19 protein-coding genes are annotated in these 17,271 nt (G+C 44.3%); 2 read left to right on the top strand and 17 right to left on the bottom strand.

The genetic code is table 11. The features are described 5' to 3' along the window. The first annotated feature begins 16 nt into the window (after window positions 1-16). Window positions 17-1,225: a hypothetical protein gene (locus P3L47_RS08020; protein ID WP_277783270.1), complete on the top strand. Its 1,209-nt coding sequence runs from the start codon at window positions 17-19 to the stop codon at window positions 1,223-1,225. 29 nt (window positions 1,226-1,254) lie between these two features. On the opposite strand, the gene P3L47_RS08015 is transcribed toward P3L47_RS08020, so the two are convergent. The 17 genes from P3L47_RS08015 to bamJ (P3L47_RS07935) all read right to left on the bottom strand — a co-directional run bounded on the left by P3L47_RS08015 (window position 1,255) and on the right by bamJ (P3L47_RS07935) (window position 16,002). Further along, on the bottom strand, window positions 1,255-1,938 hold the full coding sequence (locus P3L47_RS08015) for a hypothetical protein (protein ID WP_277783269.1): 684 nt from the start codon (window positions 1,936-1,938) through the stop codon (window positions 1,255-1,257). Window positions 1,939-2,049: 111 nt separating this feature from the next. Then, window positions 2,050-2,223, bottom strand: a complete 174-nt coding sequence (locus P3L47_RS08010; RefSeq protein ID WP_277783268.1) for a hypothetical protein — start codon at window positions 2,221-2,223, stop codon at window positions 2,050-2,052. A gap of 236 nt (window positions 2,224-2,459) precedes the next feature. Continuing rightward, on the bottom strand, window positions 2,460-3,053 hold the full coding sequence (gene folE / locus P3L47_RS08005) for a GTP cyclohydrolase I FolE (protein WP_122363642.1): 594 nt from the start codon (window positions 3,051-3,053) through the stop codon (window positions 2,460-2,462). A gap of 44 nt (window positions 3,054-3,097) precedes the next feature. Further along, on the bottom strand, window positions 3,098-3,601 hold the full coding sequence (locus tag P3L47_RS08000; protein ID WP_122363641.1) for an SPOR domain-containing protein: 504 nt from the start codon (window positions 3,599-3,601) through the stop codon (window positions 3,098-3,100). 110 nt (window positions 3,602-3,711) lie between these two features. Further along, the gene (gene tpiA / locus P3L47_RS07995) at window positions 3,712-4,467 is read right to left on the bottom strand and encodes a triose-phosphate isomerase (protein WP_122363640.1); all 756 of its coding nucleotides are present in this window, start codon (window positions 4,465-4,467) and stop codon (window positions 3,712-3,714) included. Window positions 4,468-4,505: 38 nt separating this feature from the next. Continuing rightward, entirely contained in the window at window positions 4,506-5,783 is a 1,278-nt protein-coding gene (locus P3L47_RS07990; RefSeq protein ID WP_277783267.1) for a BT_3928 family protein, read from the bottom strand. Between the two features lie 3 nt (window positions 5,784-5,786). Continuing rightward, complete coding sequence (locus tag P3L47_RS07985; protein WP_028728255.1) at window positions 5,787-6,332, bottom strand: DUF1599 domain-containing protein; 546 nt, start codon at window positions 6,330-6,332, stop codon at window positions 5,787-5,789. Window positions 6,333-6,425: 93 nt separating this feature from the next. Then, the gene (locus P3L47_RS07980; protein ID WP_277783266.1) at window positions 6,426-7,682 is read right to left on the bottom strand and encodes a M23 family metallopeptidase; all 1,257 of its coding nucleotides are present in this window, start codon (window positions 7,680-7,682) and stop codon (window positions 6,426-6,428) included. 208 nt (window positions 7,683-7,890) lie between these two features. Next, the gene (recG, locus tag P3L47_RS07975; protein ID WP_277783265.1) at window positions 7,891-9,987 is read right to left on the bottom strand and encodes an ATP-dependent DNA helicase RecG; all 2,097 of its coding nucleotides are present in this window, start codon (window positions 9,985-9,987) and stop codon (window positions 7,891-7,893) included. 38 nt (window positions 9,988-10,025) lie between these two features. After that, window positions 10,026-10,211, bottom strand: a complete 186-nt coding sequence (locus P3L47_RS07970; protein ID WP_122363636.1) for a hypothetical protein — start codon at window positions 10,209-10,211, stop codon at window positions 10,026-10,028. A gap of 107 nt (window positions 10,212-10,318) precedes the next feature. Then, on the bottom strand, window positions 10,319-11,032 hold the full coding sequence (locus P3L47_RS07965; protein WP_277783264.1) for a 2-C-methyl-D-erythritol 4-phosphate cytidylyltransferase: 714 nt from the start codon (window positions 11,030-11,032) through the stop codon (window positions 10,319-10,321). Then, a complete protein-coding gene (gene xseB, locus P3L47_RS07960) occupies window positions 11,032-11,229 on the bottom strand; it encodes an exodeoxyribonuclease VII small subunit (RefSeq protein WP_046145623.1) in 198 nt (65 codons plus the stop codon). The genes P3L47_RS07965 and xseB overlap by 1 nt, the downstream gene beginning before the upstream one ends. 13 nt (window positions 11,230-11,242) lie before the next feature. After that, entirely contained in the window at window positions 11,243-12,586 is a 1,344-nt protein-coding gene (xseA, locus tag P3L47_RS07955; protein WP_277783263.1) for an exodeoxyribonuclease VII large subunit, read from the bottom strand. Next, the gene (locus P3L47_RS07950; protein ID WP_277783262.1) at window positions 12,567-13,943 is read right to left on the bottom strand and encodes a S8 family peptidase; all 1,377 of its coding nucleotides are present in this window, start codon (window positions 13,941-13,943) and stop codon (window positions 12,567-12,569) included. Before P3L47_RS07950 ends, xseA begins: the two co-directional genes overlap by 20 nt. A 99-nt stretch (window positions 13,944-14,042) precedes the next feature. Next, window positions 14,043-14,510 (bottom strand): Lrp/AsnC family transcriptional regulator, encoded by a 468-nt coding sequence (locus P3L47_RS07945; protein WP_005860962.1) that lies wholly within the window; start codon window positions 14,508-14,510, stop codon window positions 14,043-14,045. A gap of 183 nt (window positions 14,511-14,693) precedes the next feature. Further along, window positions 14,694-15,401 carry a BamJ family beta-barrel-assembly machinery protein gene (gene bamJ / locus P3L47_RS07940; RefSeq protein ID WP_122363632.1) on the bottom strand — a complete coding sequence of 236 codons (708 nt, stop codon included), beginning with the start codon at window positions 15,399-15,401 and terminating at the stop codon, window positions 14,694-14,696. Window positions 15,402-15,414: 13 nt separating this feature from the next. Further along, window positions 15,415-16,002, bottom strand: a complete 588-nt coding sequence (gene bamJ, locus P3L47_RS07935) for a BamJ family beta-barrel-assembly machinery protein (protein ID WP_122363631.1) — start codon at window positions 16,000-16,002, stop codon at window positions 15,415-15,417. 212 nt (window positions 16,003-16,214) lie between these two features. Here bamJ (P3L47_RS07935) and P3L47_RS07930 point away from each other — a divergent pair, with 212 nt between their 5' ends. Next, window positions 16,215-17,264, top strand: coding sequence for a linear amide C-N hydrolase (locus P3L47_RS07930; RefSeq protein ID WP_277783261.1), 1,050 nt, complete (start codon window positions 16,215-16,217; stop codon window positions 17,262-17,264). The last annotated feature ends 7 nt before the right edge of the window (window positions 17,265-17,271 follow it).

The following is a 17,271-nucleotide window of genomic DNA, read 5'->3' as shown; positions in this document are numbered from 1 at the left end:
CTGTTTATATACACTTATGATATCTCAGATACATTTTTTTAATCCCGGCCACGAAACAGCCGTTTTACTAGGTTCGGAAAATTACACACCTCCAACCAATGTGCAAAGGATGATAAGGGAGCTATCATGCCTTCCGGTATGGTATGCCGACAGTACCGATTATGTCTACGCGGAAGAGATTATCTCGCCCCGTTTTTTCTCCTTACTACCTAAAGAGCTCAGACCTTTTGCTACGCTCGTTACCGATAAAGAGTTGAAAGAGCAAAAAATGTCTTCCATAGAACTTGAAGCTGCTCCCTGGGGAATATCCCCGCACAGCCTGCATCTGTTCGAAAAATTAAAACAGAATTTCAATCTGAATTTGTCCATACCGACCTGGAAAGATGATTATTTCCGGTTGACCGGACGACAGACGGCAGCCGAGTGCCTGGAACTGATCCGCCAGCAATTACCGGACCTGCCTATTCCTGTTACTCCTAAATTCTGTCGAAAGATCAGAGAAGTTGAAAAATACCTGATCCTACAGAACGCTCCATTTGTAGTGAAAACACCTTACTCCTCTTCAGGGCGAGGCTTATTATGGTTACCGGAACGCAAACTAACAACCAAAGACCGTAACTGGATTGAGGGAGCGATCAATAAACAAGGGATGGTCAGTATTGAATGCGGACTGAATAAGGTACAGGATATTGCCATGGAATTCTACTCTGACGGGCAGGGAAATGTGACATATGAAGGTTTGTCTGTTTTTGGGACAGTAAAAAAAGGAGCTTACGCCGGAAATGTTCTGGGCAGCCAGGAATATCTGAGCGAACCGATCAAGCGCTGGGTTGGAGAAGAAGTCTATCTGCAGATACAGCAAGCTGTTACTCATGCATTGAAAAGTATATACGGGGATGTATATTGCGGATATCTGGGAGTAGACATGATCGTTTACAAAACCAAAAATGATGCATATGCAATCCACCCTTGCATTGAAGTCAATATGCGCTACACGATGGGAATGCTTGCTCTCCGTTTCAATCAGAAATACCTCGCCCCAAAAGCGATCGGAGACTTCAACCTCACCTATGAAAGTAAACAGGGAGAAGCCTATGAGCGTCATAGTTTTATGAAAAAAGCTTATCCTCTTACCATCGAGAACGGTAAGATCAGAGAAGGTTATTTGCCATTATGTCCTGTCACAAAAGACACTAAATACAGAGCCTATATTTTAGTTATGTAGATAGCCCGGACTATCTACATAACATTGATTTATTTATTGCGACGAACAGAGCGGATGGTTCCTGTGTCATCCTTGCTTCCTCCCAATTTATACCCCAAGGATAATCCAAAAGTAAATGTCCGGTCACGTACACCTTCCGCCAGACGGGTAAAACTAGGTAAATAGGCGATATTCAACCCTAACTGCATATTCCCGAAATCCTTCCGTATACCGCCTACACATTTCAAACCAAACAGAACCGGATAAAAGCCATCTATTTTCTCTTTAGTAGGAATAAACCCTTCCGGGCCATGTTGATCAAAATCTACATACGTTTGTGCCACCGATTTCAAGTTGAAATCAAGACGAGGGCCGAGACCCACAAAGAACGTATAGCCGTCACGACTTGTCTTCTTTATATCAAATGTCGTACTAACTGTCAGATAATGCAGTTTCTCTTTCAGTGTCACATCTCCTTCTCCTTGTAATGTAACCATTCCTACCTGAGAGCCTCTTCGCGTATATCCTATATTACTGGACAAATTATACCATCCTTTATCCAGATATTGCATTCCTAAAGCCATCTGATAAGGATAGACCTTATCCAACGCAAACTTAGAATACCGCATAGAAGTAATACTAACCCCATTCTCCAGCGTTACCACTTGTGCCTTCCCCGCCATAGCAACGAATAATAAAGCACACATGAACCATACACAACTCCTATTTCTCATAACCTGTATTTATTTGTTACAAAAATAAGAACGGAAGCCGGCTTCATTTCGTATGCCATCCCTGGGTATCCAGTACGACTATAGGGGATTTCTTATTGAAACGCAGCAAATTTATTCCAGCCCATCTTCTTCAAACTCTTTCAGTTCTTCCAATCCCTCTTTCATGGCATCCAGCTTTTTCCGGTCACACCGATATTCGATCATGCTACCCAAGGAAGCAATCAGAGAAGCAAGCACAAAAATTGCAATCTGCCAATTTCTTTCAAACTGTTTAAGTTCGATCATCGGGGAACACGGCAAGGTATACGACGAATAAACGAAAAGATTAATCCGCAGACAGGCAACAAGTCATCCCATCGTCGGTTCAAAAACATTTTGCCAAGCTGTTGGCAGTGCTTTGCCATGCCTGTGGCAGAGTTGTGCCATCGTTATGGCAGACTCCTGCCATGCCTGTGGCAAAGCACTGTCATAATAATGGCAGGCCGCTCATCTAAGCATAGGAAGTCAACCTCCCGCAAGTACTACCGATTATTCTTAATCAGGTTCATAAACTCTTCGCGAGTCTTTGCCTGCTGGAAGAAACCTGTGAAATCGGAAGTCGTTGTCAGGGAATTTTGTTTTTCTACCCCACGCATCTGCATGCACATATGCTGTGCTTCGATCACAACCATTACACCCAGCGGATCGAGTGTCTGCTGGATACAATCCTTGATCTGCATCGTCAGGCGTTCCTGTATCTGCAAACGGCGGGCGAAGATATCCACTACACGGGGAATCTTGCTTAAGCCTGTAATATATTTCTTAGGGATATAAGCGACATGAGCTTTTCCGAAGAAAGGCAACATATGATGTTCACAAAGAGAGAAGAAATCAATGTCCTTTACAATAACCATCTGCTTGTAATCCTCCTCCTGGAACATGGCGGAAGCTAATACCTGGGCAGGGTCTTCGTTGTATCCTTTAGTTAAAAACTGCATAGCCTTAGCTACACGTTCCGGCGTTTTGAGCAGACCTTCACGTTCGGCATCCTCACCTAACAAACCAAGTATTTGTTTGTAATGGCCAGCCAGTTCTTCGCGTTCAGCCAAGGTCTTTGCGTCTATATCTTTTGTCATTTCTGTGTTATATATAATGGGATGCGAAAGAGTTTCCGCATATATTAATTCAGAGGGATTCTTACTTCTTCTTTTACAATATACATTTCTTTTCCGAATGAAGGGAAAGCAGTCATCAACAGGCGCTGCATATGATAAGCCTCTTCATGTGAACGGAAATCGCCTACACGCAGTTTCCAGAACGGAGCGGTATAGGTCACATAAGTCGGGACTGTCGGGAAAAGTTCCTTGATCTTCTTTTCTTTCTCAAAAGCTTCATCTTTCGACTTACGCTGGTTATTACCGGAAAACACCTGTGTCCGGAATCCTTGTATCTTCAGGAAAGCAGTACTGTCCGTCTTCTCGACATTTTCACCGTACATACGCACTCCGATCATTTTACGAAGGGCCTCCGGCTGGTTGACAATCACCTCGCCTTTACCCGGCTTCGATGTTTGCAAGTCGTCAAAGATCGTCTGAGCCGATCCATCCGTACTTATCTGTGCAGACGCTCCGGTCACACAGGCCAGCAACATGAATAATAAAGCGATACAAGGGAATTTCTTCATTGCGATTCTTTTTAGTGTAAAGCCAATATTTACCGGACGCAGACTGCGCGTGTCTGCGTCATCTGCGTCCGGTTTATTTGTTTCAATACATTTTACAAATGAATGAAATATTAAAATGCTTCGATGATCGGCATGAATTTATCAACAGCCAAAGAAGCACCACCGATCAGACCACCGTCTACGTTCGGTTTAGAGAACAATTCTTTAGCGTTGCCACCGTTACAGCTACCACCATACAGGATAGTGCAGTTGTCAGCTATTTCCTGACCATATTTAGCAGCTAATGTTGCGCGGATATGAGCGTGGATTTCTTCAGCCTGTTCAGCAGAAGCAGTCTTACCTGTACCAATTGCCCAAACCGGTTCGTAAGCCAATACAATCTTGCCGAAATCTTCAGCAGAAAGATCGAACAAAGATTCTTTGATCTGTGCGTCAACCACTTCGAAGTGTTTGCCTGCTTCTCTCTCTTCCAGCACTTCACCGATACAGAAGATCGGAGTCAGGCCGTTAGCCAGAGCCAATTCAACTTTCGTTTTCAGGATAGCCGGAGTTTCGTGGTAGTAAGCACGTCTTTCAGAGTGACCCAGGATCACATATTTAGCTCCTGTAGAAGCAACCATAGCAGCAGAAACTTCACCAGTGTAAGCTCCTTTTTCCTTGTCTGCACAGTTTTCTGCAGCGACACCGATCTTATCTGTATCGATAGCAGCAGCAACGCTTGCCAAATGAGTGAACGGAGTACCGATGATTACATCACAGTTGATAGCTTTGCCTTTCAGGGCTTCATTTAATCCTTTTGCTAATTCCAGGCCTTCCTGAAGAGTAGTGTTCATCTTCCAGTTTCCTGCAACAATATTCTTTCTCATGACTTAATTAATTAAATATATAAATACAATAAAATCTTTTATTCAGCCTCAGCTCTCCGTCTCCGGCGGAAACGGAAAAAGTCATATACCCAAACGAGCAGCAAAGGTACGGTAAAAGTCGATAGGATGGTAACAAGCCAGCCATCTTCTTTCTCTTTTGTTTCACTCCCGTTCAGATGTTCTTCTATGACGGACTTTACATGTTCCTCATCGGGGATATCGTTATAATGCCATTTAGCCATCACCGTACCGTCTTTCAACAGCACCAGTCCGGGATTGGAACGGATAATCGTTTTCAGCAACACTTCGTCTGCCATACGGAACGGATATTCAGCCCCGGTATTGTCACTCCATTCGTCGATCATTTCAGGGGAAGAACCGGTCACGCAATAAAAGGGCAATTCATGTTCGAGCGCATAATCATACACACCGTTTATTTCATCGATCTTTTCGTCGTTTGCCTTTTCCAGTTTCGGAGCTATCAGCAAGAGGACCGGTTGCGGGTTATGCAATATATCGTCGGTCACATCGTCACCTTCCCCGTCATAGATATTAAAGGAAGCCACGGGAGGCTCATATCCATTCTTTATCAGTTCGGTCTTCGATTCGACAAAGGTCCAGGTACTGTCCTCAGAAGGATAATCTTCCAATGAAAACTCCTTCTTGACACCCTCTTTCTCATAAACAAAGGTATACTTATACTCGTCTTCAGGCGCTCCTTCCGGAATAGACATCAATTGCGGTATATTTGCTCCTATTTTATAAGGCCGGAAATCCATCACCGGCAGATGGTTGTAATTCCAGTAAGCAAAACCTATACAGAAAAAGTAGGAAAACAAGGCCACGAACCAATACACCTTATAGGTAAAACACTGGAACATCTTACCGGAATGCATAAATACCATGATGGCAGCAGCAGACAGGACCAGATTCTTGAAGAAAGTCTCCCAGTTGGAAATCACAATCGCATCCCCGAAACAACCACAGTCGGAAACCGGATTGAACAAGGCTAGATATAACGTCAGCGGCGTCATGAACACCATGAAAAGTAAAACAAGGAAAGAGTTATAGCGACGATACACCCCTAAAAGCATGCAGACACCCATCGCAAACTCGGCAGCAGAGAGGGCAAAAGAAACGAGGGCGGTAAAAGGCTGCAACATATCCAATCCGAAAGAAGTCAGATAATCGCCTATCTTAATGGCTCCTCCCACCGGATCGACCGCCTTTACAAAACCGGAGAAAATAAATACGACTCCGATCAGCAGACGGCTGCACTCTGTCAGTATCTTTATTGCAGTCTCTTTATAGTTCATATATTACTCTTCGCCGTATTCCAGTTTGATCAAACCGAACAGGGCATAATTAATCATATCCATATAATTGGCATCCACGCCCTCCGAAACGATTGTTTTGCCGCCGTGGCTTTCGATCTGCTTGGTACGATAGATTTTCATCAGGATCAGGTCGGTATAAGAACTGATACGCATGCTTCGCCACGCTTCGTCGTAATCATGATTCTTGGCATACATCAACTCTTTGGTCTCCGTAATGTATTTATCATACAATGCCAATGCTTCCTCGTTCGTCATATCCGTGGTATCTGAAAAACCTTTAGCCAGCTGGATCAATCCGATCACGCCATAATTAACGATGGCTACAAACTCGGGACGTATCCCTTCATCCACCATGCTCACCCCTTTGATCTCAAGGCTACGGATACGGTTTGCCTTAATAAATATCTGGTCGGTCAACGACTGGGGACGCATGATCCGCCAAGAAGGACCGTAATCTTTCAACTTCTTTTCGAACAACTCCCGGCACTGGGAGATCACTTTTTCGAACTGTTCTTTCGTATCAGCCATATACTAAATATATTATGCCGCAAAGATAGTAAAAAAACAACAAAGGCACAGATGTTGTTTCCAGCTGTGCCTTTCCTTTATCTTAAAAATAACTTATTTACAACGGATGGAACGTCCCAGTTTCAATACGGTTGTCTTGGATATTCCGTTCATCTCACACAACTTGCTGACAGTTGTTCCATATTTAGCCGCCAAAGCTCCCAGTGTATCACCACTTTTGATACGGTGATAAACAGGTTCTGCAACCTGAGCTGTTGAAGCATTTCCTGTCAATGAAGCAACAGGTGTTACGGCCTCTACGGTTGTTGTCTTAGTTGTTTTAGCAGCCACAGTCGTCGTTGCTTTTGCTGCAGCCGGTTTAGTTTCCGATTTAGCAGCTACGCTTGAACTTCTACCTGCACTGCACCGAATAGACTGACCTAAGCGAAGCATTGAAGTACTCTTAATACCGTTCAAACGGCAAAGCTCATTCACGCTGGTTCCGTACATACGTGCAATCTTACCCAGCGTATCACCCGATTTCACACGGTGGTAAACCATCTGGTCGCTGGAAGAAGTATAAATATTACTCTTGCGTCCGTTAATCTTTATATTATGGAATACATAAGTATCCTGGTGAGGCACAGAGTTTTCGAAGTCAATAATGTCGGCCGGATTGATAGCCTGTCCCAGGAAGCGGGTTTCAAAGTGAAGATGGGAACCGGTAGAACGTCCGGTATTTCCTCCTAATGCGATCGGATCACCTGCGCGTACAATATCATTTACATCCACTAACATTTTCGATAAATGACCGTATACAGTTTCCAGTCCGTTCGGATGGCGAACCACCAGATAATTGCCGTATCCACGACGTTCGAAATTACGAATACGGACTTTTCCGTCAAATGCGGCACGGATCGTATCACCGATCTGAACCTTCAGGTCAATCCCCTTATGCATACGGCGACGGCGAGGACCATATTTGGAAGTAACCCGTGTCATAGTATCAATGGGAAGTATAAATGTCGAACAATCTATTTCACATGAATCAGGCATTTCTACTTTGGAGCCACCACGGAAAGGATCAACCCAACGGGTATCCCAATTTGAGCCGTACAACTCGTCTGCGGGAAACATGAGAGCTTCTTTATCAGCCAGTGTTTCATCAACACGGGCATTGATTTCGGCCAGTTCTTTCAAACCCATATCTTTACGGATAGTGACGCGGTCAGCCATCAGTTCGGATACGCGTTTGTCCATTTTCACTATATGTATAGTCTGCTTTGGAGTATCTTCCCCTTTAGGCTGTGCCGAAACTGCCGATGCCATGAGGGTAGTACAACAAATAAAAAGTAGTGTTCTTATCTTCATTTTTATCATTTTTCGAAATGGAATCCAGGAGTAAAATAAGCTGTGAAACAGACCCTATTTTTTACAAATCGACCAAAGTTCGTTATTTTGAGCAAGTTGACAAAACACAATCCGGAAAAATTTCTGCAATGAAAGTAAAGAAACTTAAAACCACACCCGTATTACATTGAAAAACAAAAGCTCTGCCGAAAATATGTTTTAAAACACATCAACTAATCATTCCCCAGTTTATCTTTCTTGTGAAAAGAGTTTTTAACCTTTCGTTCAAAATCCGGTTAGGTTCGGACAGTAACTCCGGATCTTTGTCCAAAACTTCCTGTGCAATATCGCGGGCATATTGAAGTATCTGACCATCGGCTGCCAGATTCGCTATTTTAAGGTCCAGTCCCTCTCCGCTTTGCTGCGTTCCTTCCAGATCACCATGTCCCCGGAGACGGAGATCGGCCTCGGCTATTTCAAATCCGTTATTGCTGTTCACCATTATTTCCAGACGCTTACGGGTATCATTGCTTAATTTATAAGAAGAGACAAGGATGCAATAGGACTGCTCTGCACCACGTCCCACCCGACCACGCAACTGATGTAGCTGCGACAAGCCGAAACGCTCAGCACTTTCAATCACCATCACGGAAGCATTCGGCACATTCACGCCCACCTCTATCACTGTCGTAGCCATCAATATCTGTGCCTCTCCGGTAATGAATTTCTGCATTTCCGTCTCTTTATCCGCTGCTTTCATCTTTCCGTGTACCATACAGACTTTATATTCGGGAAAGACTTCCTTAAAGGTTTCGAATCCATCTTCCAAATTCTTATAATCCAGCTTCTCACTTCCTTCGATCAGCGGATACACCACATAGACCTGGCGTCCCAACTGAATTTCTTTCCGCAGGAAATCGTATAACTGAGCTTTTTTATTGTCATAACGGTGTACGGTCTGAATCGGTTTACGACCCGGTGGCAATTCGTCGATAACGGACACATCCAAATCGCCATACAAGGTCATAGCAAGCGTCCGGGGAATCGGCGTCGCCGTCATTACCAGTACGTGAGGCACAACGGTATTCTTTTTCCATAAACGGGAACGCTGCTCCACACCGAAACGGTGTTGTTCATCGATAATAGCCAACCCCAGCGACGAGAAGACGACTGTTTCTTCAATCAAGGCATGCGTGCCTATAACAATCTGTATTTCACCGCTGGCAATAGCCGGCAACAGGACGTTACGCTCTTTCTTTTTGGTCGATCCGGTCAATAAAGCGACACGAATATCCATATCCTTCAGAAACTCCATCACAGTAGCATAATGCTGCGTTGCCAGAATTTCCGTCGGTGCCATCATACATGCCTGGCAATGATTATCGACAGCCAGCAACATGGAGAGCAAAGCGACCAATGTTTTTCCACTTCCCACATCCCCCTGCAACAGACGGTTCATCTGCCGTCCGCTTCCCATATCGGCACGGATCTCCTTGACTACCCGCTTTTGTGCACCGGTCAGTTCGAACGGGAGATACTCTTTATAAAAGGTGTTGAAATAGTCTCCGACAGTAGGAAAAACGATTCCTTTCAGCTTGAGTTTACGCAGGCTGGCGGTACGAAGGATATTCAATTGTATAAAAAAGAGTTCGTCGAATTTCAGTCGCAACTGGGCAAGTCTCAGTTTCTCTGTCGATTCGGGGAAATGGACATTGCGGATCGCCTCTTTCAACGGCATCATCTGAATGCGCGACAAGATGTCCGCCGGCAACGTTTCCGGTAAATTCCAGTTCAACGAACTCAATAAAGTATATTGCAAATTCTGGATCGCCCTCGAATTGAGGAACGATTTCTTCATCTTTTCCGAAGTATTATAAAAAGGGGTCAGCCCTGCTGCCACCTGATCTGCCTGATCGATCGGATCGATATCAGGATGGGGTATATTATAGATATGTCCAAATTCAGTCGGTTTGCCGAATACGATATACTCCGTTCCCGTTTTATATTTATCAGTCACATAATTAAGTCCTTTAAACCAAACCAGGTCGATCGTCCCGGTCCCATCGGAAAACTTGGCAACCAAACGGCGGGTTCTTCCTTCACACGCCGTATCATAATACAGGATACGCCCCTTCAACTGAATATAAGGCATATTCCCCGTTATCTCGGAAACCTTATAAAAACGACTGCGGTCAATATATTTATACGGGAAATAAAACAACAAATCTTCATACGAAGATATTCCGGCTTCTTTCCGTAATATCTCCGCTTTCTTCGGGCCTACACCCGGCAGATACATGAGGGATCGTTTGTCGAGATCAAGCATAGCTGTCTATTTGGACAGCGAATTTATTATTTTTATGGTCACAATGCAAATTTATAGCCAACTGAAAGATTTACTCTGGAATAACTTTCACCTGCTATATCTTTGAACCAGAAAAAGCCCACATAATATTTGCGATACTCCAAGCCACCCTCAACCGCTGTTCCCACATTAAACTCTAATGCCGATCTACCGACAAAAGGTCCTACATTCATACGAATATTCATAACTCTAGTAACTGGCAGACAATAAGAGGCATACGATTTGTTCAATAAAAAAGAGATGTTGGCAAATACTGTAAATCAGAAAGCCTTACTATACCGGACTTTATGATTTACAGCGTTAGACTTTTATCCCGTAAAATCAAACTTTCGGCAACCAGTAAATCAAAAGGTGTCGTAATTTTTATGTTCTCCCGGTTTCCGGTAACCATGTGAATAGCTCCCCCCATCGCTTCCACGACAGATGCATCATCCGTAAAAAGAGCAGAAAACTCTTGTTCATAGGCTCTCAATAACAGGTCGGAAGAGAACACTTGCGGCGTCTGTACAGCAAAATAACGGTTGCGGTCTACCGGATGAGAGCCTTTTTCGTCTGTTTCGCGTAAGGAGTCGATCATCGGCATAACAGGAATAGCAGTTCCGTTTTTTTCCGCTTCATCGAAGCAGGCAGCAATCACTTCGGAAGAGACAAACGGGCGTACGCCGTCATGCACCGCTATCAGGACTTTTTCATTTCTCCCGGATGTATTTCCAATTTCTTCCGAAAGGAATTGCAAACCGTTCCGAACGGAATGAAAACGCGTCTCCCCGCCATTAGCAATCCGGTGAGGTACTTTGCATCCGATTTCGCGGCAAAGCATATTCCAATAAGACTGATGATCTTCGGGAAGAACCAACACCAGTTCAGCCGAAGCATCCCACCGATGAAACGCTTCCAGCGTATGCATCAGGACAGGTTTCCCCTCCAGCGGGATAAACTGCTTTGGCAGGTCTCCGCCCATCCGAAGTCCTTTCCCTCCGGCAACGATCAGAACGTATTTACGCATTATTCCAGTTCCTCCAGTACCTTTTTAACTTCTTCGTCTACTTTATATAATTTCTCCTTACACAATTTGATCAGCCGGGTCGCTTCCTTCACTTTCTCGGAAAGGACATCCACATCCAGTTCGCCGTTCTCTATATCGGCTACGATTTTACGCAGTTTTTCTACTGCTTCATTGTATGTTTCCTCTTTCTTTGTCATATATCGGAATGATTTATTTTTTAACGATACTCTTCACATCCCCATCCGCAAACCGAGTGACCAGTTCGTCGCCGGAACTCAGTTCGGTGGCATGTTTAATTATTTTGCCGTCTTTGAGGGCCAGGCTATAGCCTCGTTTCAGTACATAATCGGGAGAAGCCATTTTGATGAACTGCTCCGTCAGCTGGATAAAACGAGCCTTTTCTGTCAAACGGGAAGTAGCCCGATTCTGCAATTGCATCTGCATACTTTCCAAAGTCGAACGGCGACGAAGCAGCATGGCTGAAACCGAAGACGGCAGTTTATTACCGACCATTTGCAAAAACGAACGGTTACGCTCGATCCGGTTCGTTACAATCACCGGCAAACGTGCGCCCAGCAACTGCAGAAAGTTTTTCTGTTTCAACAAAATGTCGGTAGCCAGTTCACTCACATCCTGCTGAAGCGCTTCCAACTCCTCGGCAGCGGCGTCCATACGACCGATCAGAAACTCAGCCACCGCAGTAGGAGTTTTCATCCGTGTGTGAGCGACCAGATCCAGAATTGTATCATCGCGTTCATGCCCGATGCCGGTTATTACAGGCAACGGGAACTGCGCACAGTTCGCTGCCAGCAGGTAAGAATCGAAACTATTCAGGTCAGACGTAGAACCACCGCCACGAATGATCACGACTACATCAAAATAATCCATATGGCGATATATACGGTCGAGTGCAGCGATAACCGACTCCTCTGTCCTTTCTCCCTGCATCAAGGCAGGAAACAATTTGGTATAGAAAGAATAACCGGCTTTATTACCCTCCAGCTGATTCAGAAAATCTTCATAACCGGCAGCCGTAGGAGAAGTAATGACAGCAATACGTTTCGGCAGGGCAGGGAACGGCAATTCCTTATTCAATGCAAATACACCCTCCTCTTTCAACTGGCGTATAATCTCCATCCGCTTCCTCAACATATCCCCCAACGTATAAGCCGGATCGATATCCAACACCGTCAGGCTGTATCCGTATAACTCATGAAATTCCACGGAGACCTTTACCAACACCTTTAACCCGGATGCAAATAACTGTCCGGTCTCCATCTCAAAATAAGGCTTCAGCATCCGGAACGTCTTCGCCCATATCGAGCCACGCGCCTTTGCCACCAATTGTCCGGTAACCGGATTCTTTTCGATAAACTCCAGGTAACAATGGCCGGAAGATGCATTTGTCCGCACATCACTCATCTCTGCACGTACCCAGCAAGTGCCGGGAAAAGCTTCGCTGATAGCGGAATGGATCCGATTGTTCAGCTCCAACAAAGAGAACTCCCTGCGTTCATTTCCCGTATATTCCGAATTAATGTTCTGTCCTGGCATATTGCATTCCTTTCTTATAGGCTTTATAGATATTCGGTATACCATATCCCAACTCAGCATCAGGCCGTTTGGATTGGCTTGACATTTCCTGTAATAGAGCAATGATCTCTTTATTGGTCAATTCCGGCAATGCCTGCCACAGACAGACACCCATTCCGGCCAATATGGGCGTTGCAAAAGAAGTTCCGCTGGCATAACGGATATTCCCATACGGATCGATCACACAACTGCCTGATCCCAATGCGACAACATCCGGTTTCACACGGTAATCGGCAGTAAAACCGACAGAGCTGAAAATACTTTTCTTCTTATCTTCCGTGACTGATCCTACCGTCAGGATATCCGAAGCATCCGAAGGGAAAGTGATTTTTCCCCAACTGCCGTTTCCTTCATTTCCGGCACTACAAAACATCAGGATACCTTTTTGTCCGGCTATATGGGCTGCCTGACTGATCAATGAACTTTTCCCGTCAAGGGCAGCCTGATCATAAGACAGTTCGTCCGCATCAAAAGCAAAATAACCCAAAGAAGAAGAAATGACATCTACACCTACACTATCCGCATATTCGACAGCCGCAGCCCAATAATCTTCTTCTATCGGATATTCCGAATCGCTGTCTTCACTCTTGATCAACAGATAAGAGGCTTTAGGAGCCGTACCGACCATTATACCGGGCATATTGGCAGCCATACAGGATAATACTTTCGTTCCGTGATCGTCCGCCTCATAGACGCTGCGCCCCGGATAAATCACATTGTGCGTTCCGATCAGCTGCAGGGAATCGAATACACAGATACGGTCGACATTCCGGAAGCCGGCATCGATCACAGCCACACGCATTCCTTCTCCCCTGAATCCGGCTTCATGCAATTTGACCCCGTTCAACATCTTAATCTGGTTTTCCGCATATCCGTATTTTGCTTTCAGAGGTGTATCTGTTGGAGCCAGGCGGATTTCCTGGTCGTCCTCCTGAGCAGGAACCACATCATTCCCTTTCCATACCCATTTCACTGAATCGACCATGGTCAGTTCTTTCAGCCGGTCGGCAACAGTACTATCCTTGCTGGTAACAACTACGGTCGAAAGCCATTTACTCTGCACAACAGGTTCTCCGCCACTGGCAACCAATGTATCCAGGTAAGCCCTTGAAATAGGCAGATCAGAAGCGGTAACAGGTATTCCCGTCTTTTTACGCCGCTGGATAGACTCTTTCGACAGGAATGCCTCCGGTTCATCTACAGAAAACCCGGAGTCGCCTTTATCTTTCAGATAGACACGGAAGCAGTAGTTTTCTCCGGCAGTAAGCCACGAAGAAAAACAACATAATAAAATGAACAGTCCTATATATTTTTTCATGGAATCATATAACTCAACCCTACAAAAGTAGTAATTGCCGTGAATATAAAAAAGCCCGGCTACTCACCAGGAGGCCGGGCTTCTATTTTTTAGAATATTTTATTCGTTTATGTTGCAGATAGGAATCTCGCGTTTTACACTCTGACGCAAAGATATCAATGTTTCTGTAGCCGTAACACCCGGTATTTCCTGAATCTTAGAGTTCAACAATTCCATCAGGTGCTCATTGTCGCGTGCATACAATTTGATCAGCATGGTATACGGACCTGTTGTAAAATGACATTCAACCACCTCCGGTATCTTCTCGAACTCAGGTACTACATCTTTATACATGGAACCGCGTTCCAACTTTACCCCGATGTATGTACAGGTGTTATATCCCAGAATCTTAGGATTAATATGATAACCCGACCCAACGATCACATTCATATCAATCATGCGCTGTACCCGTTGATGAATGGCTGCACGCGACACGCCACACTCTTCAGCTACATCCTTGAAAGGAATCCTGGCATTCTTTGAAATAATGTTCAATATCTGCCGGTCCAGTTTGTCTATTTTCTCCATCTTCTCTATCGCTTTATTATACGCTCTTGTTATTTATATATCAAAAGTATATAATTATTTTCAACAATCTATCATTCTGAAAGAAAAAAGTAGTAAATAAATAATAAAAGCGGGCAAATAATGCTTTTTAGCATAATTTACCCGCCTCTTTATCTACAAAATGTAGAGTTTCTTTTTATCGCCTTATTTTACGATATCCAATAATTCTACTTCAAATTTCAAAACGCTGTTCGGTTTGATATTGCTTCCGCGAGGAGGCTGTTGGCCATAACCTAGTTCAGAAGGAACCCAAACTATATATTTAGAACCAACCGGCATGATCTGCAGAACTTCTGTCCATCCCGGAATCACACGGTCTACACCGAACTCAGCCGGTTCACCACGTTCTACAGAGCTATCGAATGTAGTTCCATCCAGTAATGTACCCGTATAATGTACTTTTACTTTATCTTCTTTTGTAGGTTTTGCACCTGTACCTTCAGTTTCTACTTTATATTGCAAGCCGCTTTCTGTTGTGATAACGCCTTCTTTCGTTTTGTTTTCAGCAAGGAATTTATCACCTTCATCTTTTGCTTTCTGGGCTTCTTTAGCCTGAGCCTCTACGAAATAAGTATTCAGATAAGCCTGAGCCTGTTCCATAGTCATCTTCGCACCAGTAGTGTCGCTCTTCAAAGCTGCTTCGAAACCTGCCAACAGATCGTCTATATTCACAGGACCGCCAGGCATACCTTCCAGATTCTGTTTGAACATACTTCCGTTCGCAATACCGATTGCATAGCTCGCGCTATCCGCACCAGTTTTCAGGCTCGCACTTCTTTTTGAGTCACAAGATGTGGCAGAAACGCCCAACGCTACAATAACCGTAGCAACTAAAACATTAATCTTTTTCATTTTTCTCTATAAATTATTTTACTATGTCCAATAATTCAACATCAAACACCAATGCGCTGTTCGGCTCGATAGCTTCTCCTGCTCCGTGCTCGCCATAAGCCAGGTTGGAAGGAATGAACAGTCTCCATTTGGAACCTACCGGCATCAGCTGCAATGCTTCCACCCATCCCGGGATTACCTGTGATACTCCGAATACAGCCGGTTCACCGCGCTGTACTGAACTATCAAACACTGTACCGTTGATTAAAGTTCCGTGATAATGACATTTTACGCTGTCGGAAGCAGTCGGTGTCGGGCCTTCACCTTTCTGAAGTACCTGATATTGCAATCCGCTGGGCAGCGTTACAACGCCTGCTTTTCCTTTATTAATGTTCAGGAATTCTTCGCCTGCTTTCTTATTGATCTCAAATTTTTCTTTTTGCAGCTTCATGAAGTAATCGTTGATCACCTGCTTAGCTTCGTCATAACTGATTTCAGGAGTCTGGTCACCCAAAATATCTTTTAATCCTTTTACAAAGTCTTCAATTTGAAGATCATTAATGCCCGAGTTCTGGAAATTATTTCCGATACTTAAGCCAAGTGCATAACTTACTTTATCCATTCTTTTTCGTTTTCAACTAATTACAAGCTACAAAAGTAATGCTTTTAACTACACAAACGTCATCAAAAGGTACTTTTTTATTACTTTTGCATCTGTTATGGGGAGAAAGCATTGAAACTATTCCACAGCAGGCCAAAAGATTATTCGCCATACCCCCTGTTTTTCTAAACATTCTGACAGACAAATCGTTTATATATTAAAACGATAAGGTTATGAGACACATTAAGAAATGGGGAATAGCGCTGGCTGCAATCACGGCTAGTGCACAGTTTAATCCGGCAGATGCCTGCACCAGAGTTGTCTATCAGGGAAAAGATAATACAGTATTGACGGGACGGACCATGGACTGGAAAGAAGACACCCGCAGCAACCTTTGGATATTTCCGCGGGGAATGCAGCGTAACGGCGAAATAGGTAAAAATCCTCTGGAATGGACTTCCAAATATGGCAGTGTAGTGACTTCAGCCTACGATATCTGCAGTACGGACGGAATGAATGAAAAAGGACTGGTAGCCAACCTACTTTGGCTGGCTGAATCGGAATACCCACAATGGGACGGAAAGAAACCGGGATTATCCATTGCTGCATGGGTCCAATATATGCTGGATAATTTTGCAACAGTAGACGAAGCGGTCACTTTTGTCGAAAAAGGAACATTTGAAGTGGTATCGGATATGATGCCGGATGGTACCCGGATGGCGACATTGCATCTTTCCATCTCTGACGATAAAGGTGACAATGCAATCTTTGAATATGTAAACGGCAAGTTAAACATCCATCACGACAAATCCTACCAGGTCATGACAAACTCACCTGTTTTCGATCAGCAGTTGGCTTTGGACGATTACTGGAAGAACATCGGAGGGACGACTTTCTTACCCGGAACCAACCGGGCTGCCGACCGTTTTGTACGTGCTTCTTTCTATATCAATGCCATCCCGAAAGTAGAAGACATGCGTACAGCAGTGGCAAGCGTATTCAGTGTGATCCGCAACACATCTGTTCCGTTAGGAATCACAACACCTGACCAGCCGAATATTTCATCGACGATATGGAGAACGGTCTCCGATCAGAAAAATAAAGTCTATTATTATGAATCGACTATCCATCCCAATATCTTCTGGGTGGATCTCAAGGATGTGGATTTTTCAGAAAAGGCACCCGTGAAAATGCTGGATCTCGTGAGCAGCAAAACGTATGCCGGTAATACGGCAGATCAGTTTGTTACTACTAAACCTTTTAAATTCCTGGGAGCTCATTAAGCTCCCT

Origin of the sequence: Parabacteroides chongii (genome assembly GCF_029581355.1) — a bacterium.
Taxonomy (GTDB): Bacteria; Bacteroidota; Bacteroidia; order Bacteroidales; family Tannerellaceae; genus Parabacteroides; species Parabacteroides chongii.
Note: the sequence above shows the minus strand (reverse complement) of the source record. Positions and strands in the feature narration are given on the sequence as shown.

Excerpts from the sequence above, each read along its gene's own strand:
- P3L47_RS07990 (WP_277783267.1), bottom strand. The coding sequence starts at position 5,783 with ATGAACTATAAAGAGACTGCAATAAAGATACTGACAGAGTGCAGCCGT.
- P3L47_RS08020 (WP_277783270.1), top strand. The coding sequence starts at position 17 with ATGATATCTCAGATACATTTTTTTAATCCCGGCCACGAAACAGCCGTT.
- P3L47_RS08015 (WP_277783269.1), bottom strand. The coding sequence starts at position 1,938 with ATGAGAAATAGGAGTTGTGTATGGTTCATGTGTGCTTTATTATTCGTT.
- tpiA (WP_122363640.1), bottom strand. The coding sequence starts at position 4,467 with ATGAGAAAGAATATTGTTGCAGGAAACTGGAAGATGAACACTACTCTT.
- folE (WP_122363642.1), bottom strand. The coding sequence starts at position 3,053 with ATGACAAAAGATATAGACGCAAAGACCTTGGCTGAACGCGAAGAACTG.
- P3L47_RS07970 (WP_122363636.1), bottom strand. The coding sequence starts at position 10,211 with ATGAATATTCGTATGAATGTAGGACCTTTTGTCGGTAGATCGGCATTA.
- xseA (WP_277783263.1), bottom strand. The coding sequence starts at position 12,586 with ATGCCAGGACAGAACATTAATTCGGAATATACGGGAAATGAACGCAGG.
- P3L47_RS08010 (WP_277783268.1), bottom strand. The coding sequence starts at position 2,223 with ATGATCGAACTTAAACAGTTTGAAAGAAATTGGCAGATTGCAATTTTT.
- recG (WP_277783265.1), bottom strand. The coding sequence starts at position 9,987 with ATGCTTGATCTCGACAAACGATCCCTCATGTATCTGCCGGGTGTAGGC.
- P3L47_RS07980 (WP_277783266.1), bottom strand. The coding sequence starts at position 7,682 with ATGAAGATAAGAACACTACTTTTTATTTGTTGTACTACCCTCATGGCA.
- P3L47_RS07945 (WP_005860962.1), bottom strand. The coding sequence starts at position 14,510 with ATGGAGAAAATAGACAAACTGGACCGGCAGATATTGAACATTATTTCA.
- xseB (WP_046145623.1), bottom strand. The coding sequence starts at position 11,229 with ATGACAAAGAAAGAGGAAACATACAATGAAGCAGTAGAAAAACTGCGT.
- P3L47_RS08000 (WP_122363641.1), bottom strand. The coding sequence starts at position 3,601 with ATGAAGAAATTCCCTTGTATCGCTTTATTATTCATGTTGCTGGCCTGT.
- bamJ (WP_122363631.1), bottom strand. The coding sequence starts at position 16,002 with ATGGATAAAGTAAGTTATGCACTTGGCTTAAGTATCGGAAATAATTTC.
- P3L47_RS07950 (WP_277783262.1), bottom strand. The coding sequence starts at position 13,943 with ATGAAAAAATATATAGGACTGTTCATTTTATTATGTTGTTTTTCTTCG.
- P3L47_RS07930 (WP_277783261.1), top strand. The coding sequence starts at position 16,215 with ATGAGACACATTAAGAAATGGGGAATAGCGCTGGCTGCAATCACGGCT.
- P3L47_RS07985 (WP_028728255.1), bottom strand. The coding sequence starts at position 6,332 with ATGGCTGATACGAAAGAACAGTTCGAAAAAGTGATCTCCCAGTGCCGG.
- bamJ (WP_122363632.1), bottom strand. The coding sequence starts at position 15,401 with ATGAAAAAGATTAATGTTTTAGTTGCTACGGTTATTGTAGCGTTGGGC.
- P3L47_RS07965 (WP_277783264.1), bottom strand. The coding sequence starts at position 11,032 with ATGCGTAAATACGTTCTGATCGTTGCCGGAGGGAAAGGACTTCGGATG.